Raw genomic sequence first — 24,744 nt, forward strand, 5'->3', positions numbered from 1 at the left:
AAGTAAAGGATGGTGATACATATATGATGGAAGAAACATGGGTTGTTGCAGTAAGGTCTATTATTGCCTTCCTGACCCTGATCATCTATACAAGGGTGCTAGGTAAGCAGCAGATGGGTAACTTGACGTATTTTGATTACATTAACGGCATTACAATTGGTTCCATTGCGGGTACGTTTGCAACCGATCTCTCGTCCAAGGCGTGGATTCATTTTGTGGCATTGACCATTTTCACAATCATTACGATCATCTTTCAGTATATTACGCTGAAGAATCGCACCATTTCCAAACTAATGGACTCTGATCCTACATTGATCATCCAGAACGGTAAAATTCTCGAACAGAACCTGAGTAAAATGCGAGTCAAATTTGACGAATTGACCATGATGCTGCGGCAAAAGGATGTATTTGATATTACGACTTTGGATTATGCGATTCTGGAACCGGATGGCAGCCTCTCGGTTGTTTTGAAACCTGAGAATCAACCGGTAACCGCCAAAGACATGCATATGCACCCGCCCAAGAGCAAGCTGATGACCGAGATTATCATTGATGGCCTGCTGATTAAGCAAAATCTGGAGGAAAGAAATAAAGATATCAAATGGCTCAGTGAACAGCTTAAGAAACAAAAGATCACGATACAGGATATTGCTTTTGCCGCCATATTGCCCAATGACAAATTGTATGTTGATCTATTCGAAGATAAAATCACCGAAAAAATCGATATGGGCGATTATGAGGGACCTTTCTAAACTCTTTACATCAAGGAGGCGGTTGAATGAAAACGCGTTTCTGGTTGCTATATGTGCTTCCGATCTTCCTCATTCTTGTGTTCGTTGCAATTATGGCTAGCGGAGCCTTTCTCAAAAAGCCCTTTGGCACCGATGATCGCTTGCTTGAATCTATACAAACGTTAGAGAAGCAGGTTGAGGGTAAAAAATGGACTGAAGCCAAGTCTCAAGTTAATTACGCAATGAAGGCCTGGGATAAAATCGTCAACCGCATTCAGTTCAGTGTGGAGCGTGAAACGATATATGATATTCTGGGCACCCTTGCTCGGATCAAGGGCGGCGTTACGGCAGAGGATGATAAGGCGATTATGGAAGAGATTTATTACTTTTATGTGTTATGGGATAATCTTGGAGATTAGGTTCAATATCTTTAATATTAGACTTTAATATCAGATGTACGTCCATAAACAAAAGGCACTATCCTTTTATGAAGAAAGGAAGTGCCTTCTTTGCTTTAATATAACTTTATATCCGTTACGCTCTTCGTAATCCCCGAGAACGTGACGATCGCGAAGTGCCTTCTTTGCGGAAAAAGAGACCGAGTGCTCCCTTGGCACACCAGAGTGCAAATAAAGCAAACAACGTGCCCCAGAACAGCGCCGGAAGGAATGTCTGCTGAGCCAGGTTCGCTGCATCCCCTGCCCGTGAAGGTTGAGTCCAGGACATAAGTCCAACGTATACCGCACTAACAACCGACTCTTCAAGCGTAAGAAACGCCAGTAACAGATAATAGAACTTCACGATCTTGGCGCCAAAAATCATAATGACCACATTCAGAACGATGAACCCGGTAAGCCATAACATGCCGAACTCCCCTCTTACATATAACAGGAGCGACACCAGAGCGACAGCCGTCATAATACCAAGTCCCCACATATGCAAGCCTTTGCGGTATAAGTAAAACAACAGCCAGGCGAACAGTGATGCACTGATATATCCCGCCAGAGAAACCAGGATCGATCTGCCTGGCGTCAGCATGGAAGAGTAAGTTACACCACTATGATCAGCGTACAATTCAATGCGTAACACTTTACCGGACAATACAAGTGTCATTAGTGCATGACCGAATTCGTGAATCATCGTATCCAGGTTACGGAACAAGGACGAAAATGGGATGAATCGTGTAAGAAAGACGGAGCCTAGCAGGAACAGTATCGTTTTGACCCACTTATTCAATCGTGTATACCTCCTTTACCTTCAAGTAAACAATCAAGTAAACAAGCCTATCCTTTATACTACGCTTTTTTCACTCGATTCGTTTCGGCTTCCGAACTGTAAGGCACAGTGCTCCATCCACCAGCAGAAGCTCCGATTGTGTCCAATGAAAAAAGAAGATAGATCATAGCGGCCCTTTTCGGCCTCTAGCGTAACGAGCAGTCGATTCCGCATCCGACGGAGGGCATAGTGCACGAATTGATCTGCTACCTCACTTTGTATCAGGGTAACATAAGCATAAAGGGAATGATCGACAGGTTCATCAAGCGGACTCACCCCTGCACATGAAAATTCCGTCCTCACGCCCGCACTCTGAAGTATGGACAATGCCTTCACGAGTTCGGCATCAACTTCAACACCGTTCCAAATCTCTGTTTTCTTCGCGGATACTGTATGTTTATCACGTTCCGTCCAGTGCATCAGCTCCAGCTTACGCCGTCTCCACAGATGGGCAGGCTGTTCACTTAACAGCACTTCATGTTCCTCATTTAAATTCATGCAATGCGTCCTCCTGTTCTCCTTGATCCGGTCACCTTATTAAACAAAGAGAGAGCACATCACTGTGCTCTCTGCTTTGCAAAAAGGCAAAGGAATGGCGATCCATTCCTCAGCATGTTGTATTATTGTACCTTTTTCGGTGACAGGCATCAAACTGATTTTCAATTATTCGTTTAGTGCCAGTTTCAGAGCCTCCAGATTCTTTCTCATCACGCTAATGTAGTCCATTCCCGCCGCAATTTCTTCCTCGGTGAGTCCCTCAATCGGATTCAATACAGCGGTCTTGGCCCCCACTTCACTTGCGATCGTCTCAGACACTTTGGATGAAACCAGTGTTTCGAAGAAAATCGTTTTCACCTGATGCTCTTTTGCAAAATCAATGACAGATGCCATCTGTGCTGCCGAAGGTTCTTGCTCAGGAGACAATCCTGCGATGGGCACCTGTTGTAATCCATATTCCTTGGCAAGGTAGCCAAATGCAGCGTGTTGTGTGATGAAATCCTTGCGTTTGCTATCCGTCACAGCCGCTTTGAAGTCCTGATCCAGTGACTCCAGTTGAGCAATGTAAGCATCTGCATTCTACTTGAACTGTTCAGCATGTTCCGGGGCAGCCTGCGCCAAACCTGCTTCAATATTGCGCACTTCCTTTACAGCCAATGCAGGTGACAGCCATACGTGGGGGTCGAGTCCACCGTGATCATGTCCTGCTTCTGCTTCTGCCTCTGCGTCATGATCGTGTTGTTCTTCAGCAGTCGCTTCATCCGCATGATCGTGATTATGTGCTTCTGTAGTCGCTTCATTCGTATGCTCATGATCGTGGTCATGTTCTGTTGCCTCTGAATCTTCATGATGGTGATCATGCTCTCCACCTTCAAGCAGGTTGATGCCCTTGCTTGCTTCCACCTGAATGAGTGAAGCATTGCTCAGACTTCCGGTAACCTGATCAATCCATGATTCCATGCCCGCACCATTGTATACAAGCACATCCGCTTTTTCAATGCTGGCAATATCTTGTGGTGTGGGCTCCCAATCATGAGGCTCCATTCCTGCTGGAACGAGTGTATGCACATCGGCCAGATCACCTGCCACATTTTTGGTGAACTCGTACATCGGGTAGAAGCTGACCTGCACGTTTAATTTTGCTGCTTCAGTCTACGGGTACCGTATTACCAGCACCCGTAGAACTTGTATTTGCATCAGAAGCGGATTTTTGTCCGCAGCCTGCGACGATAAGTGTAAGACTAAACAACAATCCGAGCGTAGCTTTTTTACTGAATTTCATGTGATGTATTCCTCCTAGAATGGTTGACCAGAATGACGTGCTGTGATTTCGTTTCTTTGCGATGACGCTTGCGGTTATATCGTGCAATCAGCTTTTGCGCTGATATTCCAGTCAATAGGATGACCAACAGGATGAGTGCAATTGTTCCTCCCGGTGGTGTATCTAGATGGTAAGATGTTGTGAGCCCGCTAAAAATACCGATTAACCCCGTGATTACCGCGACAATAATCGCTGCTGTAAAACTGCGAGACACTCTTAGTGCCAAGGCAGCAGGCAACACAATGAGAGCAGACACCAGCAACACACCGACGATCGGCATGGCTGAAGCTACAGTCATTCCTGTCAGAATGGCAAATGCAAACGATAAACCTCTCACCTGAACGCCTCCAATGGAAGCTGTCTCTTCATCAAAGGTAAGGCTATATAACGGTCTTCGGAGTAAGATGAAAAAAAGTAAACCTATGACACATACTCCTGCCATCATCCACAACTGCATATCGCTAACCGCAACAATAGATCCGAATAAGTATGAGCTGAAGGTCTTGGACAGATTAGTTTTGAGACTCATCAATACCACAGCAAGGGCCAACCCCGAAGTCATGATGATCGCTACAGGTACCTCGCTGTAGGTTCGGTAACTTCGCCGTAGTTGTTCAACCAGTAATGTACCGATAATTGCAACGGCGAATCCGCAGATCACCGGGTTAAGATTCATGACCGAACCGAGCGCCACCCCTGCGAGTGAGACATGGGATAACGTGTCTGCCATTAGGACCTGCCGCCTGAGCATCAGATAGACACCGAGAATTGGAGCAATGACTCCAATCAGTCCACCTGCCCAGAAGGCACGTTGCATGAATTCGTACTCAAACACTGCCATTCCTCACTTTCTTGCCGCTCCAGAGTAATCGTTCGGTCCAATCGATCTCCCATCTCTTCCAGTCCATGAGTAACCATAATAATCGTTATCCCATGAGCATCAACATAGTGGTGCATCAGATTGTAAAATCCTTCACGGCTGTGGCGGTCCATTCCAGTTGTTGGCTCATCCAGTACCAGAACCTGCGGTTGCCCAGCCATAGCTCTGGCAATACAGATCCGCTGCTTCTGTCCGCCAGACAGCTCACCGACGCGTGTATTCCGATAATCCCACATACCAACTTCCCGCAAACTGCGTTCAGCGATGGCATCCTGCTCTGCTGTGAAGCTGCGGAATAATCCCAGCCTGGTGTAACATCCGGACCGGACCAGTTCATTCACCGTACTGGGAAATCCACTATTGAACGATGCCACCTGCTGGGGCACATAACCGATATTGGACTTGTTCCCACGTTTTAACTGCGGATTCATATGTATCGTGCCGCTCCAGGGCTTCAATAGCCCTAGCAGCAGCTTTAACAGGGTCGTTTTGGCAGAACCATTGGGACCTGTGATGCCTATGAACTCTCCCACATGGATATCCAGCGACAGTTGATCAATGACCGGCTCTTTGCCATATCCAAATACAACATCACGCATGGAGGATAGTATCATGCCTTCCCCTCTTTTCGTAAATATTACGATTTAAAAACAACAAAAAATTTTATCTGGTTTCTCGATGGATCGTCATTTTCTTCAAACGTGGGGAGTACTTCTTCATCTCAAGTCTCTCTGGATGGTTACGTTTGTTCTTGGTTGTTGTATAGTTGCGGTCCCCGCACTCGGTGCAGGCTAAAGTTACAATGACTCTCATGGTGGTTGCCTCCTCTTATTTAATCGTAATTATTACTATTTAATGATATTAGTTTATAGCTTTTCTTTTGTCAACTCCATATCTGTTACAGTAAAATTTTGTATGCACAATATAATTTCATATGATATACTTCTTTGGTATCATTATACTTTACCTACGGAGGAACTAGATGAAGATCAAAAAATCAACTTTTATTGGGTCATTGGTAGCATGCAGTTTGGCTTTCGGTGCCCTGGGTGTAGCAGCTTCAAACGGAATTCAAGATATTGAAGCAGCACTCGACAGCAACATTAGCTTTAAAGTAAACGGTTTGTCTTGGACACCCAAGAATGAAGCTGGAGACAAACTGAATGCACTGGTATATGACGGTGATGTATACTTGCCTGTAAGTACCACAGCAGAAGCACTCGGAGCCAACGTATCTCTGAATGTTAGCAACAAAGTTGTAAGTATCACTAATTCAGGTAGCGGTAAGTCAAGCAGTTCGAGTAGTAATAACAGCAGTACAGGTACCAAAGGTTCTGAAGATTCAAGTAAACCAAGTAGTTCAAGTAACTCAAGCACTTCTGGCTCAATCAAGATGACTGGAACTGACGCTCAGATGATAGTCAAATTGCAGAAAGAATCTTTAACATTGATCAAAATGTATGGTAAAGCACTTAAAACAGGTAGCACTAGTGAATTTGATAAATACATAGATGCTAAAGTTATTGAAAATCCCGAGATCGACATTTTTGATCTGGGTAAGCAATCCCAGAAAGATAAATTTAAGACTACAGTCAAAGGTATCATTGCAGCAAATGATAAAAAAACGCTGACTAAATATGCAGATCAGTTGATTAATGTGAAATCAGCTGATGTTAAAGTGATTGCAATGAATGATAAAACCAAAACAAGACACAGTTACAAAGCCATTTATTATCCACAAGGATGGACGGGTTCCTATGGAGTGTACCTTACCTTTGTGTTTAGTCCGCAAAAAAGTGGCAACGGTGATTTTTATCTTGGCGATTTGTACTTTAGCTAAAGTCCTTAATGCAATATAATCATTGATCTTCAGGGGCACTATTGCACTTGAAGATCTTTTCTTTTCACTTCAACTCCACGCTGGAAAAGGATCTTTCAGTTCACGCCAGTTCATCAACATCTCCTCCTCCGTAAGAAGGGTCTCATCCAGTGTACGTTCAATCTCCGCCCGGTCCATGTCAATGCCGATGAATACTAATTTGGTTACCCAGTCATCCCACTCATCATCCCAGTCCGGTATGCTTGGCAGCTTGTCGCCAAAATGAAGTTGCCTTTCCTCCTCACTCATCGCACCTACCCATATTCCTGCTGGCGCAAGCTGCTTCGAAGTACCTGCATGACTGAAAGAGATTGCCATATGGTTTCTTGTCGCCAGCCACATCAGGCCTTTGGATCGCACGATGTTATCTGGCCAATTCGCAATCCAACGCAGCAACCGTTCCGGGTGGAATGGACGTTTACGATGATAGACAAATGAATGAATTCCATATTCTTCAGTCTCCGGAGTATGTTCCTCTTTCATTAATTCGCGGATCCAACCCGCGGACTGGCTTGCTTTTTCAAAATCAAAACGTCCCGTATTCAATATCTCTCTCGGATCAATCTGCCCATGTGTCGTGCGATGTCAACTCTAATATGATGAAGAATCTTGATTAATCGTAAAAATGTTGATTAGAACATAGGAATGATGTATGTTGCCTCACGTACAAGCATATATTTTAGCAAAGTCCTAGTTGTGGAGGTCTGTTTCATGAAAATGGCAGCCAATCTGAAGCTCCTGTCCTTCCTGGTCCCTTGTGCATTTCTTGTTCCCGTGTTGATCACAATGGCTCCAGACCTGAAAGAAGCATGGAACAGTGAAGCTTTGCAAAATATGAAAACCGTATTCATAGGTATTTTCCTTGAAGCCGCACCTTTTCTGCTCATGGGTGTACTATTATCTTCGCTCATGCAGTGGTTCGTATCCGAAGAAATGGTCCGCAAACTCACGCCCAAAAATCCGATCGGTGGTGTGCTGGTCGCAGGACTGCTCGGTATTATTTTTCCCATTTGTGAATGTGGCATGATCCCCGTAGTGAGAAGGTTGATGCACAAAGGCATGCCAGCCTATATCGCTGTGACGTTCATCCTGAGTGGTCCCGTAGTCAATCCCATCGTATTTACCGCAACTTTGCTCGCCTTTCCCTCCCATCCTGAGATTACCATTGCCCGCATGGGACTGGCCTTTGCTGTAGCGGCTTCCATAGGCATGCTTGTGTATGTGTTTGTTCGTCGAAATCCTCTTCGGATGCCAAAAGTCGCAGTGACAGAGGTCAAAACACATCCCGGGTTTAAAATGGCGCAACCTCACGCACACGCAAATGCACATGATCATAACCATGTAAAAAACTGGCGCAGCTTCTTCATTCATGCCGGAGACGAATTTGTCGATATGAGCAAATATTTGGTGATCGGTGCCTTGATTACAGCCTGCATCCAAACATTCATTAGCCGCAGCGATCTGATCTCTCTTGGTAATGGTCCTGTTGCCTCCTATGTGTTCATGATGGGATTTGCTTATGTATTGTCTCTCTGCTCCACTTCTGATGCTTTTGTGGCTTCTGCGTTCTCACATACGTTTGCACTGGGGCCGCTGGTATCCTTCCTTGTGCTTGGTCCAATGCTGGATTTCAAAAGCACCCTGATGCTGCTCTCCACCTTCCGTACCCGATTTGTTATTGGTCTAAGTCTAGCGATTATTACGCTCGTTTTTGCCGGCTCGTGGTTGATTAATCTACTGGTATAAAGGTTGAGCAACATACTTCATGGCCTGAATGGTTAATCCCATGAACTTTCATCCTGACGATGAATAGAAATGAGGTGATGTTATGAACCACGCTATCTATACAATGAACAAACCTCCTGTTCCAAGGTCACACGTCATCCAATGGCATAACTTGATTCGTGCGGTCTGGATAGGAGGCCTTGCGGTATACATTATTCACTTGAATTCAAGTGACTCGCTTCATTATTATTTGGCTCCTACCATGCAAAAACTGCTATTATGCTGTCCTGTTCCCTTATTGTTTATTGCCGTTATCATGGCTTGGCATGGACTGTTCGGTAGAAACGAGGTTCATTGCGACTGTGAGCATCCACCACCTTCCGGGTTCCTACGCAGCTCGTTGGTATATGGTCTGATTGCCATACCCTTGTTGCTGGGATTTCTGTTACCTGATCGGGCTCTCGGTAGCTCCATGGCCAGTCAGAAAGGCATGTCTCTCACCTATGCCCCTCCCGAGATTCGTCGAAAAGAGCCTTTACCTGATCCAGCAACGCAATTGAAAGTACAAGATTTCACACAACAACCAACAGCTGTTCAGGCTGCTGCGGATACCAAAGTACAATTCATTCCCCCAGACGAGTATAGCCGCGAATTCGCTGAACTGGCGGAGAAGTTGTATGCAGAACAGGTCATTCGAGTCTATCCTGAAATTTTCTCTGAAACCCTCGGCACGATTGATATGTTCCAGCGACAATTTGCAGGCAAAGATATCTCCTTAACCGGGTTCGTTTATCGGGACAAAAGCATGGATCATGAATCACATTTTGCACTGGGACGATTTCTCGTCATGTGTTGCCCCGCGGATGCGGCTCCCTTTGGCGTGATGATTCACATCCACGAAGCGGATAGCTTCCCTACAGACAGCTGGGTGCAAATTGATGGCAGCATCGGCTCAGCACAGGTGAATGGTAAGGATATGATTGAAATTCGGGCAACAAAGGTGACACCTGTGGCTGAGCCATCCACGCCTTATATTTATACCAATGCGGACTCGGTGATGGCGTATGAGAAAATAAAGAGCCCGTAGTTGCTCGCAGTAACAACTTGCACCTCAACGACCAAAAGCCCCAAAGCGGTGGATTACATCGCTTCGGGGCTTTCATGTTCAGTCAGACATGAGATTACATCTCGTCTTCTCTGATTGTATTATTCCGTTACGATATCATGAACCAATACAGGAGCATCGGCATGATCCGCAATTGTAATGTTTTCTTTGATCTTCGCGATAACGTCTGCTACGTCTTCACGATTGGCATGGATCGTTACTAGGGACTCACCAGCTTTGACTGGGTCACCCACTTTTTTGTTCAGCATCAGACCAACAGCGAGATCGATCTCGGACTCTTTTGTTGCACGTCCTGCGCCGAGCAGCATTGCTGCAGTTCCGATTTCGTCAGCGACGATTCCGGCAACATAGCCGTCTTTGTCTGCTGGGACTTCAACCAGATATTGTGCTTGTGGCAAACGATCTGGATGATCCACAACCGAAGCGTCTCCGCCTTGGTTTGCCAAGAAATCTTTGAATTTCTCCAGTGCTTTACCGTTCTGGATCACTTCTTTCAATTTCTCCTCAGCGTGCTCCAAGGAATCTGCCTTGCCAGCAAGGAATACCATCTGACGTCCAAGTGCCAGACACAGTTCTTCCAGATCTTTTGGACCTTTACCTTGCAGGGTGAGGATGGCTTCTTTCACTTCAAGTGCGTTACCAATCGCCAGACCCAGTGGTTGGGACATATCGGAGATAACAGCCATCGTTTTACGTCCAACATTGTTACCGATGCTTACCATGGCATGTGCCAATTCTTTAGCATCTTCCGTTGTTTTCATGAATGCACCAGCACCCGTTTTAACATCCAACACGATTGCATCTGCACCTGCTGCAATTTTCTTGCTCATGATGGAGCTGGCGATCAGTGGAATGGAGTTAACGGTAGCTGTTACGTCACGCAGTGCATAGAGCTTTTTGTCTGCAGGCGTAAGGTTACCACTTTGTCCAATTACTGCAACCTTATGTTCGTTTACGAGACGAATGAATTCTTCTTTTTCAAGCTCTACGTGGAAACCAGCAACGGATTCCAGCTTGTCTGTTGTACCACCCGTGTGACCAAGTCCACGTCCGGACATTTTGGCAACAGGTACATCCAGCGCAGCAACAAGCGGAGCCAGTACCAGTGTTGTTGTATCGCCCACTCCTCCCGTGGAGTGCTTGTCTACTTTGATGCCTTCGATAGCGGACAGGTCAATCGTTTCACCGGAATTTACCATCGACATCGTCAGATCGGCACGTTCCTTGTCTGTCATATCTTTGAAGAATACCGCCATCGCCCATGCGCTGACTTGATAGTCAGGGATTTCTCCTTGTGTGTATCCTTGAACAACAAAATCAATCTCAGCTGTTGTTAGTTCTTTTCCGTCGCGTTTCTTAGCAATAATGTCTACCATTCTCATGATGATCTCTCCTCGGGTAAATGATTTGTATAGAACACTTTGTACTGGGACCGTTCCGGCTCCGGATCGTTCCTCCGATCGCTGTTGTCTCCAAGTTTTTTTGATCCATTTTGCAATGGGGAAAACTCGGAGACAAAGGCGAACGCTAACGCTTCTTCAGAATCGATTCCGGGTCCTTCACTCCGTGCTTAAAACAAAAGTTTCGATCCACATCAATTGATTATGAATATAATCTTGTTGTCATCCTACAAAACACTTTGTGCAGCAACCGTTTCGGCCCCGGATCGTTCTTTTGATCGCTGTTGTCTCCAAGTTTTTTTTGATCCATTTTGCAATGGGAAAACTCGGAGACAAAGGCGAACGCTAACGCTTCTTCAGAATCGATTCCGGGTCCTTCACTCTGTGCTTAAAACAAAAGTTTCAATTAAAATCAAATGATTATGAATATAAAATGCAACAATTACAGTGTGATTGCTGTGTCCAGGGCAACTACCATCATGTCGTTGAACGTTTTTTGACGTTCTTCGGCAGATGTTTCTTCGCCTGTCAGCAAGTGGTCACTTACCGTCAGGATGGTCAGTGCGTTAACACCAAACTTGGCAGCAATAGTGTACAATGCTGTTGTTTCCATCTCTACGCCGAGTACGCCGTGTTTCATCAACTTCTCGGTTACGGAACGGTCATCACGGTAGAAAGAATCGGAGCTGAATACGTTACCTACGTGAATTTTCATACCTTTAGCTGTTGCACGGTCATATGCTTCTTTCAGCAGGGAGAACGTAGCGATTGGTGAGAAGTCATATCCACCAAATACGTGTTTGTTCATGCTGGAATCTGTACATGCTGCTTGTGCAAGAATGACGTCACGTACACGTACATGCTCCTGCATACCGCCACAAGTACCCACACGAATCAGGTTTTTCACGCCATATTCGCTGATCAATTCGTTAGCATAGATTGCAAAGGACGGTATACCCATCCCTGAACCTTGCACCGAAATCCGGTGTCCTTGATATGTACCTGTGTAACCGAGCATTCCACGAACTTCGTTGTAACATACAACATCTTCAAGGTACGTATCTGCGATATATTTCGCGCGCAAAGGGTCACCTGGCAAAAGGATCGTTTCTGCGATATCTCCGGGTTTTGCTCCAATATGTGTACTCATGAATGAATCTCCTCCAGTTATACAATTAGTCTATTATGATGGCAGGACCGGAGCAGCTTAAGCTACTCCGACCTCCCCTATCCAGTTTTTGAAAAACTTATTTCAAATCCTTCAGGAAGCTGGTGCCGTATTCCGGCATTTTCACTCCAAAGTTCTCTGCTACGGTTGCGCCAAGGTCAGCAAATGTGCTGCGCAGATCAAGCTTTTTGCCCTCGCTGAAGCGCGGAGAATAGGCAAGCAGTGGTACATATTCACGTGTATGGTCTGTACCGCGGTATGTTGGATCGTTACCATGGTCAGCTGTGATCAGCAGCAGATCATCATTGGTCATTTTGGCAAAAATCTCTGGCAGCCGTGCATCATAGTCCTCAAGCGCCTGAGCATAACCTTGCGGATCACGACGGTGACCGTACAGGGCATCAAAATCAACCAGGTTCAGGAAGCTGAGTCCAGTGAACTCTTCATCCATTGTTTCAGACAACTTGTCCATGCCATCCATGTTAGAGACGGTACGAACAGCCTTTGTTACACCTTCGCCATCATAGATATCTGCGATTTTACCCAAAGCAATCACATCAAATCCGCCATCTTGCAGTTCATTCATAACAGTACGACCAAAAGGTTTGAGCGCATAGTCATGACGATTCGCAGTACGTTTCCAGTTACCCGCTTCACCTACAAATGGACGTGCAATAATGCGGCCGAGCATATATGGATCTTCAAGTGTAATTTCACGACAGAACTCACAGATCTCATACAGTTCTTTCAGTGGAACAACGTCCTCATGTGCTGCAATTTGCAGAACCGAATCGGCGGATGTATAAACGATGAGCGCGCCAGTTTCAACATGCTCTGCACCCAGCTCATCCAGAATTTCCGTGCCGCTGGCCGGTTTGTTACCAATTACTTTGCGGCCCGTTTTCTCTTCAATGCGCTGAATCAACTCATCGGGAAAACCATTCTCGAACACACGGAAAGGTGTATCAATGTAAAGACCCATCAGCTCCCAGTGACCTGTCATTGTGTCTTTGCCTCTGGATGCTTCCTGCATCTTGGTGTAATACGCTTTAGGTGCATCCGCTACAGGGACACCCTCAATTTCTTTGATGTTGGACAGTCCGAGACTGGCCATGTGAGGCATTTTCAGACCTCCGCGTTCACGTGCAATGTGACCAAAGGTATCTACATCAAAATCATCAAATTCTGCTGCATCCGGCGCTTCGCCGATCCCTACAGAATCCATAACGATCAGATGTACTCTTTTGAATGTTGACATAACCTAAGCACTCCTTCCAATAATCCGGTTTACAAGAACAGTCCAGTAATGATCGCTGACAGCACGCTGACAAGCGAAGCACCGTAAAGCAGTTTCAGACCGAAGCGGGCGACCACATTACCTTGCTTCTCATGGAGTCCCTTCACCGCACCAGCAATGATACCGATGGAGGAGAAGTTGGCGAACGACACGAGGAAGACAGATACGATACCCGTTGTTCTGGCAGACATTGCTGTCTCCTTCAAATTAAGCATAGCTACGAATTCGTTGGATACCATTTTGGTTGCCATAATACTTCCTGCCTGAATCGCTTCTTTCCATGGAACACCCATGATGAAGGCAAATGGTGCAAACACATAACCAAGTAGCTCCTGGAACGAAATGCCAAGCACCGCGCTGAAAATTCCGTTAACAAGTGCGATCAAGGCAACAAAACCGATTAACATCGCAGCTACGATGATAGCAACTTTGAATCCATCCAGGATGTATTCGCCGAGCATTTCGAAGAAGGACTGTTTCTCCTCTTCCTGTACTTCCAATATATCTTCTTCCTCTGTAACCTCATAAGGATTCACAATAGAAGCAATGATAAAACCGCCAAACAGGTTCAGTACAAGAGCTGTAACCACATATTTCGGCTCGATCATGGTCATATAAGCACCAACAATCGACATCGATACCGTGGACATCGCCGAAGCACACAAGGTGTACAGCCGATGTTTTGGCAACAACCCAATTTGTTTTTTCACAGAAATGAACACTTCAGATTGCCCCAATACAGCCGAAGCAACCGCGTTATATGATTCCAGTCTGCCCATTCCGTTGATTTTGCTTAATACCAGACCAATATATTTTATAACAAAAGGCAAGATTCGGATATACTGCAATATCCCAATGAGTGCCGAGATGACAACAATCGGCATCAATACGCTGAGGAAGAACGGCGCCCCCCCGCTCTCTGCACCTACGGTAGTTAAACCCCCAAATACAAATGCGATACCTTCATTCGCATAGTCGAGTAAACTTTTAAATACGGTCGCGAAACCGCCAATTAAAAAAGTACCCACTCCTGTATTCAACAGAGCATAAGCTAGTATAACTTGCAAAACAATCATGATAGCCAGCGGCCGGTAACGAATCTGCTTTTTGCCGTTGCTTGCGAGATAAGCCAGTCCAAAAACAACGAGTAAGCCGATAATGGCAATTAGAAATTTCATTTGATCTCTCCTTTGAAGGTAGTTAAGCCGGATGTGAAATCAGCTCAAAGGTTTTTCATGCGTGTAATGAAATAAACCTTTCAGAAAACGAGTAAAGCGCTTACAACAAATTCGTTTTATATCAATTTTCAGGCTGAAAAAATAAATCTTGTTCTCCATATTAATAATTAACATGAAGAACAAGTTCAATCCCGTGAGGCAAAGCCTAGATGTTATCTAACGAGTCAGATTCCAACGAATTAATATGAAGATGTAGACTGACCACCCTGCATGATCTTCACGCCAGAACTTGCACCGATACGAGTTGCACCCGCTTCGATCATTTTTTGCATATCTTCCAGGCTACGTACGCCACCGGAAGCTTTAACGCCAACATCAGGACCTACAGTACGACGCATCAAAGCGATATCTTCTGGCGTTGCTCCACCTGTGGAGAAACCTGTAGAAGTTTTTACAAAATCAGCTCCAGCTCGCACAGCTGCCTGACAAGCACGTACTTTCTCTTCATCCGTCAACAGACAAGCTTCAATAATAACTTTCACCAAAGCTTTACCCGCAGCCGCTTCAACGACAACACGAATATCTTGTTCAACGTAATCATCTTTGCCATCTTTCAAAGCACTGATGTTGATGACCGTATCGACTTCAGTTGCACCTTTAGCAATCGCATCTTTCGTTTCGAAAGCTTTTGTCTCCGATGTAGATGCTCCCAGAGGGAAACCAATAACGGTGCAGATATCTACGCCAGTACCCTGCAACTGCTCAGCAGCATAAGCAACCCAGCCTGGATTAACACATACGGAAGCAAACTGGTATTGCTTCGCTTCTTCGGTTAACTTGGCCATTTCACTTTGCGTTGCGTCCGCACGAAGCAACGTATGGTCGATCATTTTCGCTAATTGTGGTGTAGTCAATTGAATCTCTCCCTTATCTGAACTAGTTAATTTCTATACCCTTACACTAACATGAACATATGTAAAAATCAACTTGAACTTTTGTTCACAGTTACACTTACATTTCTTCTTCGTTATATTTTCTTCCTAAAAAAGCAAAACATCCGCCCTTTTTGCGTGGCAGATGTTGTCATCCATATCCATTTGAAATTAAAATCGAAGTAATGCCTGCGCTGTATACTGATCCGTGACCAGAATATTTGCGTAATGACCTTTGAGGGCGGCGTGAATGGCTTCAATTTTGCGTTGTCCTCCGGCGACAAGGATTGATTTTTCCTTATTTCTCAACTCGGCTAGATCAATTCCAACGGTTCTGCTGTTAATCTCTTCACTGATCAACTGACCTTCCGCGTCGAAAAAGCGTGAACAAATGTCACCTGCACCGGAGTTCATCAGCAATTGTTGCTCTTCTTCATTGAAGTAACCGAGCCTGAACAATAATGCATCTTCCTTCACAGTACCCACGGTAAACAAAGCAATGTTGGCCTGTCTGCCAAGTTCCACGATTCTGCCGATATGTCGATCCGCTTCAACCATGTTTTTTACTTCAATGTTGTCGAAAATAACAGGCAGCGGCAGATACCTTGGTACCGTATGGAATGCCTCAGCGAACAAATGAACAATCTCAGCGGCATACGTATTGACATGGGAGTGGCTTACGCCCCCTTTCAATTGCACGACTTCGACACCTTTAACCTGCTTAGGACGAAGCTGGCGTGCTACAGCATGCATGGTTGTTCCCCAAGTCACCCCGATAATATCTGCATCCTGAACCGTCTCTTGAAGGTAGTCTGCTGCTCTTTTGCTGATATGCTTCTGTATTTCCTCATCACTCTTCAACGGGGTAAAACACACAAGTGCCGTATCCAGATCATATTTTGACTTAAGTTCTCCGGCAATGATGTCGATATCCTCCAGCGGGTCCATAATTTCAATCCGGACATATCCACGATCTTTGGCGTACTGAAGTAACCTTGATACGGTTGGACGCGACACGCCCAACCTTGCGGCAATATCCTGCTGGCTATAATCGGACTGATAATACAATTTCGCTGCTTCAATGCTTAATCGTTGCTTCTCCAGGTCCATTCCCATGTGCGCTCATCTCACTCATCCTATTGTCTTTGGAAAATAAATGCTCGTCCTGTATATTATACATGGATTGAGTATCCGGTCACCATATAGCATCCAATTCAGTATCATGATCGATCCATTCATATCCCTTTCTGACGTATAAAACTGGGGAAACGATGCATACTACTGCGGTCGCTTCATCATTGCCAAGATCGCTTCACCCCATTAATCGCACAGAGAGGAAGAACTACATGTCTACCTTATTGTATATTACTGCCCATCCTCATGATCATGAAACCTCCTTCAGCATGGCTACAGGCAAAGCGTTTATTGATGCGTATCGTGAAAGTCACCCTTCTGATGAGGTCGTTCACCTCGATCTATATCGTTCGGATATTCCGCATATCGATGCGGATGTCTTCAGTGGTTGGGGCAAACTGCAATCGGGTAGTGATCTGACTGCCGAAGAGCAGACCAAAGTAAGCCGTTTGAATGAACTGTCGGATCAATTTGCCGCAGCAGATAAATATGTTTTTGTAACCCCGATGTGGAACTTCTCGTTCCCTCCTATTCTGAAGGCTTATGTGGACTCGATCTGCGTAGCTGGCAAAACATTTCGTTATACCGAACAAGGTCCTGTTGGACTGTTGTCTGACAAAAAAGCGTTGCATATTCAGGCTCGCGGTGGCATTTATTCCGAAGGCCCAGCGGCTCAAATGGAATCCGGTCATCGTTACTTAAGCATTATCATGTCATTCCTCGGTGTGCCGAAGCTTGATGGCATTTTTGTTGAGGGGCACAATCAATATAAAGATCGTGCGGATGAGATTAAGCAACAAGCTATAGAGCAAGCACGCACTTTCGCAAAACAGTTTTAGAAAGGTAGTTCAAAAAGTCCGCTTTTGATTACGAATTATGCCTAGTGGCATCATCAGCATCGAATATGGAATTCACCCGAAATAAGCGGGAGGCTTACGAAGTATGTTTCCTTTGGAAACATTGTAGTTGCTCACGTAGTTTCCCTACGCTTCGCTACTCCATTTCTAGCTTCATCCCATCTTCTCGGTACTGAAAACCGACCTTTTTGAACACTCACTTAAAGTGTAGTAAACAATTAAAGCAAAAATAAAACCCGCGTGCGACCTAGGGGATAATCCCAGGAAACACGCGGGTTTTCAATGTATAATTAACCTAGAGCTTATTGATGTCCAGCACTGGCACGGCTCATGGTTTCAAGTTTACGTGTGATCGCATGACGGTCTACTTTCAATCCCCAGATCATTTCAATAATCTGCTCTTTCTCCTCAGGACTGTCGGCATGCTTCAATTGCATTAACAGATCATGCATTTGTTCATTAATGCCTTCAAATTGAATCCATAAATCCTGTCTTACCTCTTTGGAATCCAGATGATGATTCGCATCGACTTCTTCCTTCAATGCTTGCAGAATAGCATCTTTCCATTCGTCATCACCTAGCTGTTTCGCAATGTTCAGGAGATCCAGATAATCGTCAACAAGAAGTGAGTTCAATTCAGCATGTGTTTTCATCGTTTATTGCATCCCCTTTTCGTCTATTTACCAAGTATTATACTCGGTATTTCAGGATATGCAATAGCTGTCGGAAAAAGTTGATTTATGTAGCCTGTCCCTTCAACCTGTGAACAAGCAAATTACATAAGACAAAACCGATCAAAACATACACACCGATCATCCCCACAATGCCTGTCCATCCAAGATGACTGTAAAGCAGTCCACCTCCTGTTCCACTTACGCTTGAACCAAGATAGTAGAAAAATAAATACAACGCATTGGCCTGGGATTTGTGCTGATTAGCCACGAGTCCAACCCAGCTGCTTGCGATGGAATGACCGCCAAAGAAACCAAAGGCAAACAGGGCGAGTCCGATAATTTTGACCCAAAGCGCTGGATGAACGGTACAGAATGCACCAGCCAGAATAATTCCCAGCGCGATTCCAAGCACATGTGACCTGCCGTACCGATCTGCCAGCCTGCCCATCCAGGTGCTGCTAACCGTGCCCATCAGATATACCACAAAAAGACTTCCAACGATAGACTGACTCAGATGATAAGGTTCACCCGTTAATTCAAAACCGATATAGTTGAAAAGGGTCACGAATCCCCCCATCAGGAGAAAACCGAGTCCATACAGGCATAACAGCCTTGGATTGCGACATTGTGACCACAAAAGAGGTATTGGATTTTTGAATCCAGGGGCAGCTTTGACAAAATGACGGGATGGCGGGATGACAAGCCAAAAAATAACGGCTGCACTCAGTCCAAGAATACCAATGAAACCCACAGCAGCGCGCCAACTGAACCAATCTGTCACCACACCGCTGATAAAACGGCCGACCATACCTCCTATCGAATTGCCGCTGATATATAGGCCCATAGCATAACCAAGACTTCTAGGTTCAATTTCTTCTGACAGATATGTCATGGCTATCGCTGGCAACCCCGCGAGTGCCACACCCTGGAGAATACGAAGCAGAAGAAGCTCCGTATATCCCGGGCTGAATGCGCTGAGCAAAGCAATAACAGAAGATATCACCAGTGCAGCTGTCATTATAAAGCGTCGGCCCACAGAATCAGACAAGGACCCGATGAACAGCATCGTCAGTGCCATGGCGATCGTTGTAACGGATAACGTAAGACTGGCGTGTGCCGGCGTAATGGAGAATGCGTTGCTAATCTCAGGCATCAGGGGCTGGAGGCTGTAGAGCAAAGCAAAAGTGACAAAACCTCCGGCGAACAGTGCAAGGCTAATGTTACGAAACGTCTTAGTTCCCTGCTGAATCATGGATGTTCCAACTTTCCCAGTAAGAAAGCTTCTTGGATCGACTGTGGTCTGATCGCCGGTCAGCGAAGCCTTCCATCTATCGTTATTTAGTGAACAATTTCCGCTCCATATGGGTTAAAAACTCATAACCATCTGGCGTTACAACAATTGTATCTTCGATTTGGAATCCACCAGCACCTAGCTCGTAATATGGTACCTCAACACATAACACCATACCGGGCTCCAGTATCCGCTGGTCCCCAGGGGAGAGGGTTATATCGTCGTACAGTTCCAACCCGATGGCATGTCCGACATGCTGACGTCGGTAATGTGGAATCCCTTCACGCTGTACGCGAGATACTGCCGCATGGAATACTTCCGACGCCTTGACGCCAGGGCGCACCGTTTCAAGTGCCGTCTCCCATCCACTTTTGACCGCAGCAAAATGTTTTTTCATCCAAGCGGTAGGCTCCCCTGCAACAACCGTACGGCCCGTATCTCCCCAGTATCCTTCCAGTTGCAGGCAAAGATCGAAACGGACCTGATCTCCAACCTCAATCATATGAAAATAATTTTCGATGAGTGGTAGCGCACTACGTGGCCCTGCCCCTACCGCTGTCATTGCCGGAGTTCCACCCGCTCTCATCACAGCCAGACGATAATGATCGGCAAGTTGCTTCTCATGAACACCTGCTGCAATCAGGTCAATTAGTTCCTGCTCAATCCGTTCATTTAATTGGGCAGCCTGACGAAGTTGCTCGATTTCGAAAGGTGTCTTGACCAGACGGATTTCTCGGAACAACTTATATGCGGGAATTACCGGTCTGTCAGGAACCTCCTCCTTGATTCTAGCCAGAATATCGGGAGCGATCCGCATCTCATCGATGCCAATCGGCTGATCTTCGATCTCAAGCTGTTTTAATGCAGCCTTGAGTGCTTCAACAGGACCTGGATGAATAACCGTCGTTTGCAGGAGAGAATAAAAGAGATCAATGTCGTCAGTGGAGGGTTTGCCTTCAATTGAACCTTCCACGAAGAAATCACTGTAAGCAAATATATCTACCCCCGTAATACCGAACTGAGCTACAACGCCTAACCGATTCGTTGGAATGACGATACAAGGCTTTGCAGATCTGTCGGCAGGTAAAACAGCATAAATCTGCATGGTCCAGTTGCTTGCGCGTAGCTGGGACCCGATGACATAGTGAATATTCTCCGGAGTTGTTGCGATCAGGGCGCTTAGCCCTTGAGTTTTCATCACTTCTTCCGCCCGGTCCCGGTTCAGACCTGAGCTATGGGATAGATGCAGTGAATTATTCATTTTGATCCAGACCTCCTTTTGTTTTCCTGCGACCAAACAAACTTTCAAGTCCTGGTACAGAGCGCAGTACTAGTTTAATCGTCATAAACAGAGCCAGCGCAAACGCGATCAATACAACAGACACCACGGCTATCGTTGGGTCCTGCCATTTCTCCATATACAGGAATAGTTGTATTGGCAACGTGTAGCTGTCCTGACGGAGCAACAGCAGTGCAGCCTCGACCTGATCGAAAGTGAAGACAAAAGCGATTGACCCTGACAGAAGCAGGGATAGTCGGAGCTGTGGCAACGTAATTGTGAAAAAAATGCGCATCGGCCCTGCGCCAAGGTCCGCGGCAGCTTCCCGATGAGCCGGGTGCAGATTGGCTAACGCACTGCCCACAATAGTGAGCACAAATGGAAGTACAATGACCGCTTCACCCAAAATAAGTGCAAACAGTCCGCCTGCAATATGCATTTTTGAGAATAAAATCAGGTATGCAATACCCAGCGTAATTTTTGGCATAACCATCGGAGACACAAAAAATGCCCTTAAGATACTCGAGCCCGGGAAAGGGTATTGCACGATTGCTAGCGCAGCAAGCGTACCTGTAATCAAAGCCAGCAGAACCGCCCCTGTAGAAGCAATAAGGCTGTTCTTGAATGCATCGAGAAACTGGGTCTGCTCACTCAGATTGGCATACCACTTCAAGGTGAGACCTTCCGGGGGAAATTTGCTGGCTGAACCTGAGCCTACAGATGTCAACATAATCATCAGCAGTGGCAGCAGCAAATAAATCGCTACGGCACCCACAAAGATGTAGAGTAACAGCTTGGTGCCCCTGTTCGACTTAACCATACGCCTGACCTCCCTTACGGGAACGACGGAACATCAACGTTTCTGCTCCTTTATTCACAAGCAACGAAACAACAATGGAAGACACAAGTAAAAACAGGCTGGCAACCGCAGCCATCGGCCAGTTGGTGTCCAAGGTTCGCTGGTATATAAATACCGGAAGTGTCATGACTCTTCCCCCGCCGATCAGTTGAGGTGTGGTGAACGCGGTGAGGCATAGCGTGAACACAATCTGTACCCCGCTTGCAATACCTCTTGCCGATAAAGGCAGGGTAATGGTCAGGAATGTTCTCCAGCTGCCCGCCCCCAGATCCTGAGCAGCTGCCTTTAAGGAAGCGTCACTTTGGGACAACACATTCAGGATCGGGAAGACCATAAATGGCAGAAAAATATGGACAAGGGCCACGACAACACCTGTCTCGTTGTATATCATGCTGAATCCTTCCTCGGTAAGCCCCAGCCGAATGAACAGCCAGTTCATGAAACCCTGTTTGGACAGCAACAGCTGCCATCCGTAAGAACGCACAACCGCACTGACCAGTAGCGGGAGAAACGTGAGCAGCAACAACATCTGCTTCATGCCAGGTTTCTTTAGACTCGCTATGCAATACGCCAGTGGATAGGCAAGCAGAAGGCTCCACAGCGTAACCTTGAAGGCAATGCGAAACGTTGTGCCAATCAGCTTCCAATAATAAGGGTCGGACAGAAACGCACGATAAGCTCCTAAATCCCAGCCCCGAATAAGCTTTCCATTCTCATACATATCAAAGCTATATCTGCCAAAGATCAGCAACCCGCCCAGATACACGATGCCCATCAGAGCAAGCGCAGGCAACAGAAGCAGCAACCGGGTTACCCATGTGCGGTTTCCAAAGGAATACAGATTCACGATCCGTTCCGCGATCCGGTTCATATTCTTGCTCCCTGTACACGGTCATCAATGGGTTCGGATAACAGGAGTGCATCCTCCGGGTCAAAGCCAATTTGTATTGGCTCACCTGGACTATAACGTGACGCGCCTCGCTGATGCAGCACACTGGCCTGAACCAGAAAACCTTCAGCAATCTGCACACTGTATCGAATATTTGCTCCGCCATACACCGCTTCAATCACCTGTCCATCCAGCTTGTTCAGGCAATGAATTGCATCTTCTCCAAGTCGAATATACTCATTTCGGATCGATAAGGAATGTCGTGCTCCCGCTTTCGGTACAGCATTGCCATCACCGACTTTCACCAGCAATGGCTTGCCGAAGCATTCTACCCGAATTCCATTCACCTCATGTCCTAACACTTCCGTCTCAAAGAGATTGGTATCTCCAATAAACTTGGCCACGAAGCTATCGGCCGGTCTTTCATAGATTTCATCAGGGGTTGCGTATTGCAACAGTTTTCCGGCGCGCATGACGCCAATTCGGTCAGACATATTCATGGCTTCGCTCTGATCATGCGTTACAAAGATAAATGTTCCGCCGAATTCACGCTGGATGCGTTTCAGTTCACGCTGCATATCGAGACGCAGCTGCATATCCAATGCAGAGAGAGGTTCGTCAAGCAGCAGCACTTCAGGTCTGTTAATCAGTGCGCGAGCAATGGCGACGCGTTGGGCCTGCCCCCCGGACAGCTCGGATACAGCACGCCTGCCATAGTCTCCGAGCTGGACCAGCTCAAGCATTTCACCTACCTGCCGTTGGATATCGGCTTTTGGTAACTTCTTCACCTTTAGCCCGTAGGCAATGTTGTTGAATACATCCATATGAGGGAACAGCGCAAGCTGCTGAAAAATCATATTGCTATTGCGTCCGTAAGCCGGGATGCCAGTAACATCCCGACCTCCCAGCATAATGGTGCCCTGATCCGGTTGCTCAAGTCCGCCAAGCATGCGCAGCAGTGTTGTTTTGCCACAGCCACTCGGACCAAGCAAGGAAACGAATTCTCCCTTTTTCACTTTGAATGTTACTTGATCAACGGCCGCTCGTTCACCATAGGTCTTCGTGACTTGCCTTGTTTCAATGGATATGGTCTCTTGTCCGCTGCTCATCTCTGATTCCCTCCCATCCATTCCGGATTCAGAACAGAACCCGGAATCGTTGTATGCCTGACAACAATCGTTTTATTGAAGCTTTGTTTTCACGAGTCGGTCCCATAGTTCTTTCCAGGAAGAACTGTTCTGTGCAAGCACATCCCAGTCTGGATTAATGCCGTTACTTTGCGTTTCGACGGAGAAGGAAGGATCATCCTTGTACTTGTCCGGAACTGCAGCTGTCGTACTGGTTACCGGCGTACCCGTTGCTTCTGCATATTGTGACAGCGCCTCTGCGCTCAGCAATTCGTTAATAATTTCGTTTGCAACACGTGCCTGCTCAGGTGTCGAGCCCTTCACGACCTGAAGTGTGTACGGGAAGGAGATGGCCCCTTCGCTCGGATATGCTACGGCCAGTGGAGAACCGCCATCAATCCATGTCTGTGCAACCTGTGCACTGAATGGGGCAATGAGAGCATCACCTGACTCCAGAAGTGCCTTCAGCTGATCATTGGATGAAACCAATGTGCCAATCTGGTCACTCCGATCTGCCCAGAACTGGAAGGCTTGCTCGGGATTTTCATAGGATGCGCCAATCTCTTGACCTTTGGCAGCAATAAGTGGGGAGATATAGGAATAGAACATGTAATCCCAGAGCGCAGTTTTTCCTTTGAACTCCTCGTTATCCCATAGATCGTTCCAGCTGGTAGGTGGCGTTTTCACCAGGTCTTTGTTATACACCAGGGCGAAGCTTGAAACGCCCCAGACCACACCTTTATTGTCTGGCTTGTGGAAGGACTCCGGAATATCCTTGATATTAGTAACGATACTGGTATCCAGTGGTTCCCACATGTCATCATTCAATCCTTTTGCCGTCGCATCTGCATTGAAGTAACCGAAGTTAACCACCGGATTGTTGGCATCAGCCTGCTTGCCTGCGACCATCTTGGGGTACATTACCGAATTGGAGGATTCCTCAAAGGTGACTTCAACGTTGGGATGCTCTTTCACATACTCGGCAACTACTTCTTTGGGAACGACATCCTGATTGGAGCCAGCCCAGATAAACATCGTCAGCTTAACTTTGTCTCCGCTTGCTCCTGAAGAGTCGCTCTCTCCGGCAGTATTACTTGAGCTGCCTGCCCCACCGCAGGCGGAAAGCACCAATGTACCGGCCAATGTTAGAGAGGCGAGGCTAAGAAAGCGTTTTTTATTGGATTTGAACATGCAAATTCCCCCATCCATGTAGTTGGTTTTACC

Annotated in this window: 25 protein-coding genes and 2 pseudogenes; 6 read left to right on the plus strand and 21 right to left on the minus strand. The window is 46.3% G+C overall.

The window, feature by feature from the left end:
* Nucleotides 1-23: 23 nt before the first annotated feature.
* Nucleotides 24-752 (plus strand): DUF421 domain-containing protein, encoded by a 729-nt coding sequence (locus BS614_RS20475; protein WP_051153893.1) that lies wholly within the window; start codon nucleotides 24-26, stop codon nucleotides 750-752.
* A 26-nt stretch (nucleotides 753-778) separates the two neighbouring features.
* Nucleotides 779-1,150: a DUF4363 family protein gene (locus tag BS614_RS20480; protein WP_074095362.1), complete on the plus strand. Its 372-nt coding sequence runs from the start codon at nucleotides 779-781 to the stop codon at nucleotides 1,148-1,150.
* 115 nt (nucleotides 1,151-1,265) lie between these two features.
* Here the strand turns inward: BS614_RS20480 and BS614_RS20485 are convergent, their stop codons facing one another.
* The 7 genes and pseudogenes from BS614_RS20485 to rpmG all read right to left on the minus strand — a co-directional run bounded on the left by BS614_RS20485 (nucleotide 1,266) and on the right by rpmG (nucleotide 5,518).
* Nucleotides 1,266-1,967, minus strand: coding sequence for a M50 family metallopeptidase (locus BS614_RS20485; protein ID WP_074095363.1), 702 nt, complete (start codon nucleotides 1,965-1,967; stop codon nucleotides 1,266-1,268).
* Nucleotides 1,968-2,021: 54 nt separating this feature from the next.
* Nucleotides 2,022-2,504: a hypothetical protein gene (locus BS614_RS20490; protein ID WP_036673725.1), complete on the minus strand. Its 483-nt coding sequence runs from the start codon at nucleotides 2,502-2,504 to the stop codon at nucleotides 2,022-2,024.
* A 165-nt stretch (nucleotides 2,505-2,669) separates the two neighbouring features.
* Nucleotides 2,670-3,614, minus strand: a pseudogene (locus BS614_RS20495) (metal ABC transporter substrate-binding protein).
* A 37-nt stretch (nucleotides 3,615-3,651) separates the two neighbouring features.
* On the minus strand, nucleotides 3,652-3,786 hold the full coding sequence (locus tag BS614_RS32475; RefSeq protein ID WP_342351873.1) for a hypothetical protein: 135 nt from the start codon (nucleotides 3,784-3,786) through the stop codon (nucleotides 3,652-3,654).
* Nucleotides 3,773-4,666 (minus strand): metal ABC transporter permease, encoded by an 894-nt coding sequence (locus tag BS614_RS20500; RefSeq protein WP_074095364.1) that lies wholly within the window; start codon nucleotides 4,664-4,666, stop codon nucleotides 3,773-3,775. The genes BS614_RS32475 and BS614_RS20500 overlap by 14 nt, the downstream gene beginning before the upstream one ends.
* A complete protein-coding gene (locus tag BS614_RS20505; protein ID WP_074095365.1) occupies nucleotides 4,612-5,319 on the minus strand; it encodes a metal ABC transporter ATP-binding protein in 708 nt (235 codons plus the stop codon). Before BS614_RS20505 ends, BS614_RS20500 begins: the two co-directional genes overlap by 55 nt.
* Before the next feature lie 49 nt (nucleotides 5,320-5,368).
* Nucleotides 5,369-5,518, minus strand: a complete 150-nt coding sequence (gene rpmG, locus BS614_RS20510) for a 50S ribosomal protein L33 (RefSeq protein WP_036613813.1) — start codon at nucleotides 5,516-5,518, stop codon at nucleotides 5,369-5,371.
* Nucleotides 5,519-5,687: 169 nt separating this feature from the next.
* Here rpmG and BS614_RS20515 point away from each other — a divergent pair, with 169 nt between their 5' ends.
* On the plus strand, nucleotides 5,688-6,545 hold the full coding sequence (locus BS614_RS20515; RefSeq protein WP_074095366.1) for a stalk domain-containing protein: 858 nt from the start codon (nucleotides 5,688-5,690) through the stop codon (nucleotides 6,543-6,545).
* Nucleotides 6,546-6,614: 69 nt separating this feature from the next.
* Here BS614_RS20515 and BS614_RS20520 read toward each other — a convergent pair.
* A pseudogene (locus tag BS614_RS20520) lies at nucleotides 6,615-7,166 on the minus strand (CobW family GTP-binding protein); the annotation flags it as partial.
* A gap of 129 nt (nucleotides 7,167-7,295) precedes the next feature.
* Between BS614_RS20520 and BS614_RS20525 the strand changes: the two are divergent.
* Both BS614_RS20525 and BS614_RS20530 read left to right on the plus strand, forming a co-directional pair.
* Entirely contained in the window at nucleotides 7,296-8,330 is a 1,035-nt protein-coding gene (locus BS614_RS20525) for a permease (protein ID WP_074095368.1), read from the plus strand.
* 82 nt (nucleotides 8,331-8,412) lie between these two features.
* Complete coding sequence (locus BS614_RS20530) at nucleotides 8,413-9,396, plus strand: TIGR03943 family putative permease subunit (protein WP_084174647.1); 984 nt, start codon at nucleotides 8,413-8,415, stop codon at nucleotides 9,394-9,396.
* Between the two features lie 119 nt (nucleotides 9,397-9,515).
* On the opposite strand, the gene BS614_RS20535 is transcribed toward BS614_RS20530, so the two are convergent.
* From BS614_RS20535 to BS614_RS20560, 6 genes are all read right to left on the minus strand, one after another.
* A complete protein-coding gene (locus BS614_RS20535) occupies nucleotides 9,516-10,817 on the minus strand; it encodes a pyrimidine-nucleoside phosphorylase (RefSeq protein ID WP_036613808.1) in 1,302 nt (433 codons plus the stop codon).
* A 460-nt stretch (nucleotides 10,818-11,277) separates the two neighbouring features.
* Nucleotides 11,278-11,985 (minus strand): purine-nucleoside phosphorylase, encoded by a 708-nt coding sequence (gene deoD, locus BS614_RS20540; RefSeq protein WP_017688193.1) that lies wholly within the window; start codon nucleotides 11,983-11,985, stop codon nucleotides 11,278-11,280.
* Nucleotides 11,986-12,082: 97 nt separating this feature from the next.
* Complete coding sequence (deoB, locus tag BS614_RS20545) at nucleotides 12,083-13,261, minus strand: phosphopentomutase (RefSeq protein WP_017688192.1); 1,179 nt, start codon at nucleotides 13,259-13,261, stop codon at nucleotides 12,083-12,085.
* A gap of 29 nt (nucleotides 13,262-13,290) precedes the next feature.
* Nucleotides 13,291-14,478, minus strand: coding sequence for a NupC/NupG family nucleoside CNT transporter (locus BS614_RS20550; protein WP_074095369.1), 1,188 nt, complete (start codon nucleotides 14,476-14,478; stop codon nucleotides 13,291-13,293).
* 239 nt (nucleotides 14,479-14,717) lie between these two features.
* Nucleotides 14,718-15,368 carry a deoxyribose-phosphate aldolase gene (gene deoC / locus BS614_RS20555; protein WP_036613998.1) on the minus strand — a complete coding sequence of 217 codons (651 nt, stop codon included), beginning with the start codon at nucleotides 15,366-15,368 and terminating at the stop codon, nucleotides 14,718-14,720.
* 213 nt (nucleotides 15,369-15,581) lie between these two features.
* Nucleotides 15,582-16,520 (minus strand): DNA-binding transcriptional repressor DeoR, encoded by a 939-nt coding sequence (locus tag BS614_RS20560; RefSeq protein WP_036613997.1) that lies wholly within the window; start codon nucleotides 16,518-16,520, stop codon nucleotides 15,582-15,584.
* A 236-nt stretch (nucleotides 16,521-16,756) separates the two neighbouring features.
* On the opposite strand from BS614_RS20560, the gene BS614_RS20565 reads away from it, so the two are divergent.
* Nucleotides 16,757-17,383 (plus strand): FMN-dependent NADH-azoreductase, encoded by a 627-nt coding sequence (locus BS614_RS20565; RefSeq protein WP_074095370.1) that lies wholly within the window; start codon nucleotides 16,757-16,759, stop codon nucleotides 17,381-17,383.
* A gap of 320 nt (nucleotides 17,384-17,703) precedes the next feature.
* On the opposite strand, the gene BS614_RS20570 is transcribed toward BS614_RS20565, so the two are convergent.
* From BS614_RS20570 to BS614_RS20600, 7 genes are all read right to left on the minus strand, one after another.
* Nucleotides 17,704-18,054 carry a hypothetical protein gene (locus BS614_RS20570; protein WP_036613800.1) on the minus strand — a complete coding sequence of 117 codons (351 nt, stop codon included), beginning with the start codon at nucleotides 18,052-18,054 and terminating at the stop codon, nucleotides 17,704-17,706.
* 85 nt (nucleotides 18,055-18,139) lie between these two features.
* On the minus strand, nucleotides 18,140-19,327 hold the full coding sequence (locus BS614_RS20575) for an MFS transporter (RefSeq protein WP_074095371.1): 1,188 nt from the start codon (nucleotides 19,325-19,327) through the stop codon (nucleotides 18,140-18,142).
* A gap of 82 nt (nucleotides 19,328-19,409) precedes the next feature.
* Nucleotides 19,410-20,627: a M24 family metallopeptidase gene (locus BS614_RS20580; RefSeq protein ID WP_074095372.1), complete on the minus strand. Its 1,218-nt coding sequence runs from the start codon at nucleotides 20,625-20,627 to the stop codon at nucleotides 19,410-19,412.
* A complete protein-coding gene (locus BS614_RS20585; protein ID WP_074095373.1) occupies nucleotides 20,620-21,465 on the minus strand; it encodes an ABC transporter permease in 846 nt (281 codons plus the stop codon). Before BS614_RS20585 ends, BS614_RS20580 begins: the two co-directional genes overlap by 8 nt.
* Nucleotides 21,458-22,375 carry an ABC transporter permease gene (locus BS614_RS20590; protein WP_074095374.1) on the minus strand — a complete coding sequence of 306 codons (918 nt, stop codon included), beginning with the start codon at nucleotides 22,373-22,375 and terminating at the stop codon, nucleotides 21,458-21,460. Before BS614_RS20590 ends, BS614_RS20585 begins: the two co-directional genes overlap by 8 nt.
* Nucleotides 22,372-23,502, minus strand: coding sequence for an ABC transporter ATP-binding protein (locus BS614_RS20595; protein WP_074095375.1), 1,131 nt, complete (start codon nucleotides 23,500-23,502; stop codon nucleotides 22,372-22,374). The genes BS614_RS20590 and BS614_RS20595 overlap by 4 nt, the downstream gene beginning before the upstream one ends.
* Before the next feature lie 72 nt (nucleotides 23,503-23,574).
* Nucleotides 23,575-24,711 carry an ABC transporter substrate-binding protein gene (locus BS614_RS20600; protein WP_074095376.1) on the minus strand — a complete coding sequence of 379 codons (1,137 nt, stop codon included), beginning with the start codon at nucleotides 24,709-24,711 and terminating at the stop codon, nucleotides 23,575-23,577.
* Nucleotides 24,712-24,744 lie beyond the last annotated feature (33 nt).

It is taken from the genome of Paenibacillus xylanexedens (assembly GCF_001908275.1).
GTDB classification, from domain to species: Bacteria; Bacillota; Bacilli; order Paenibacillales; family Paenibacillaceae; genus Paenibacillus; species Paenibacillus xylanexedens_A.

What these genes read in the sequence shown, in the direction of transcription:
- BS614_RS20475 (WP_051153893.1), top strand. Translation starts at nt 24, where the DNA reads ATGATGGAAGAAACATGGGTTGTTGCAGTAAGGTCTATTATTGCCTTC.
- BS614_RS20480 (WP_074095362.1), top strand. Translation starts at nt 779, where the DNA reads ATGAAAACGCGTTTCTGGTTGCTATATGTGCTTCCGATCTTCCTCATT.
- BS614_RS20490 (WP_036673725.1), bottom strand. Translation starts at nt 2,504, where the DNA reads ATGAATTTAAATGAGGAACATGAAGTGCTGTTAAGTGAACAGCCTGCC.
- BS614_RS32475 (WP_342351873.1), bottom strand. Translation starts at nt 3,786, where the DNA reads ATGAAATTCAGTAAAAAAGCTACGCTCGGATTGTTGTTTAGTCTTACA.
- BS614_RS20500 (WP_074095364.1), bottom strand. Translation starts at nt 4,666, where the DNA reads ATGGCAGTGTTTGAGTACGAATTCATGCAACGTGCCTTCTGGGCAGGT.
- BS614_RS20505 (WP_074095365.1), bottom strand. Translation starts at nt 5,319, where the DNA reads ATGATACTATCCTCCATGCGTGATGTTGTATTTGGATATGGCAAAGAG.
- rpmG (WP_036613813.1), bottom strand. Translation starts at nt 5,518, where the DNA reads ATGAGAGTCATTGTAACTTTAGCCTGCACCGAGTGCGGGGACCGCAAC.
- BS614_RS20515 (WP_074095366.1), top strand. Translation starts at nt 5,688, where the DNA reads ATGAAGATCAAAAAATCAACTTTTATTGGGTCATTGGTAGCATGCAGT.
- BS614_RS20525 (WP_074095368.1), top strand. Translation starts at nt 7,296, where the DNA reads ATGAAAATGGCAGCCAATCTGAAGCTCCTGTCCTTCCTGGTCCCTTGT.
- BS614_RS20530 (WP_084174647.1), top strand. Translation starts at nt 8,413, where the DNA reads ATGAACCACGCTATCTATACAATGAACAAACCTCCTGTTCCAAGGTCA.
- BS614_RS20535 (WP_036613808.1), bottom strand. Translation starts at nt 10,817, where the DNA reads ATGAGAATGGTAGACATTATTGCTAAGAAACGCGACGGAAAAGAACTA.
- deoD (WP_017688193.1), bottom strand. Translation starts at nt 11,985, where the DNA reads ATGAGTACACATATTGGAGCAAAACCCGGAGATATCGCAGAAACGATC.
- deoB (WP_017688192.1), bottom strand. Translation starts at nt 13,261, where the DNA reads ATGTCAACATTCAAAAGAGTACATCTGATCGTTATGGATTCTGTAGGG.
- BS614_RS20550 (WP_074095369.1), bottom strand. Translation starts at nt 14,478, where the DNA reads ATGAAATTTCTAATTGCCATTATCGGCTTACTCGTTGTTTTTGGACTG.
- deoC (WP_036613998.1), bottom strand. Translation starts at nt 15,368, where the DNA reads ATGATCGACCATACGTTGCTTCGTGCGGACGCAACGCAAAGTGAAATG.
- BS614_RS20560 (WP_036613997.1), bottom strand. Translation starts at nt 16,520, where the DNA reads ATGGACCTGGAGAAGCAACGATTAAGCATTGAAGCAGCGAAATTGTAT.
- BS614_RS20565 (WP_074095370.1), top strand. Translation starts at nt 16,757, where the DNA reads ATGTCTACCTTATTGTATATTACTGCCCATCCTCATGATCATGAAACC.
- BS614_RS20570 (WP_036613800.1), bottom strand. Translation starts at nt 18,054, where the DNA reads ATGAAAACACATGCTGAATTGAACTCACTTCTTGTTGACGATTATCTG.
- BS614_RS20575 (WP_074095371.1), bottom strand. Translation starts at nt 19,327, where the DNA reads ATGATTCAGCAGGGAACTAAGACGTTTCGTAACATTAGCCTTGCACTG.
- BS614_RS20580 (WP_074095372.1), bottom strand. Translation starts at nt 20,627, where the DNA reads ATGAATAATTCACTGCATCTATCCCATAGCTCAGGTCTGAACCGGGAC.
- BS614_RS20585 (WP_074095373.1), bottom strand. Translation starts at nt 21,465, where the DNA reads ATGGTTAAGTCGAACAGGGGCACCAAGCTGTTACTCTACATCTTTGTG.
- BS614_RS20590 (WP_074095374.1), bottom strand. Translation starts at nt 22,375, where the DNA reads ATGAACCGGATCGCGGAACGGATCGTGAATCTGTATTCCTTTGGAAAC.
- BS614_RS20595 (WP_074095375.1), bottom strand. Translation starts at nt 23,502, where the DNA reads ATGAGCAGCGGACAAGAGACCATATCCATTGAAACAAGGCAAGTCACG.
- BS614_RS20600 (WP_074095376.1), bottom strand. Translation starts at nt 24,711, where the DNA reads ATGTTCAAATCCAATAAAAAACGCTTTCTTAGCCTCGCCTCTCTAACA.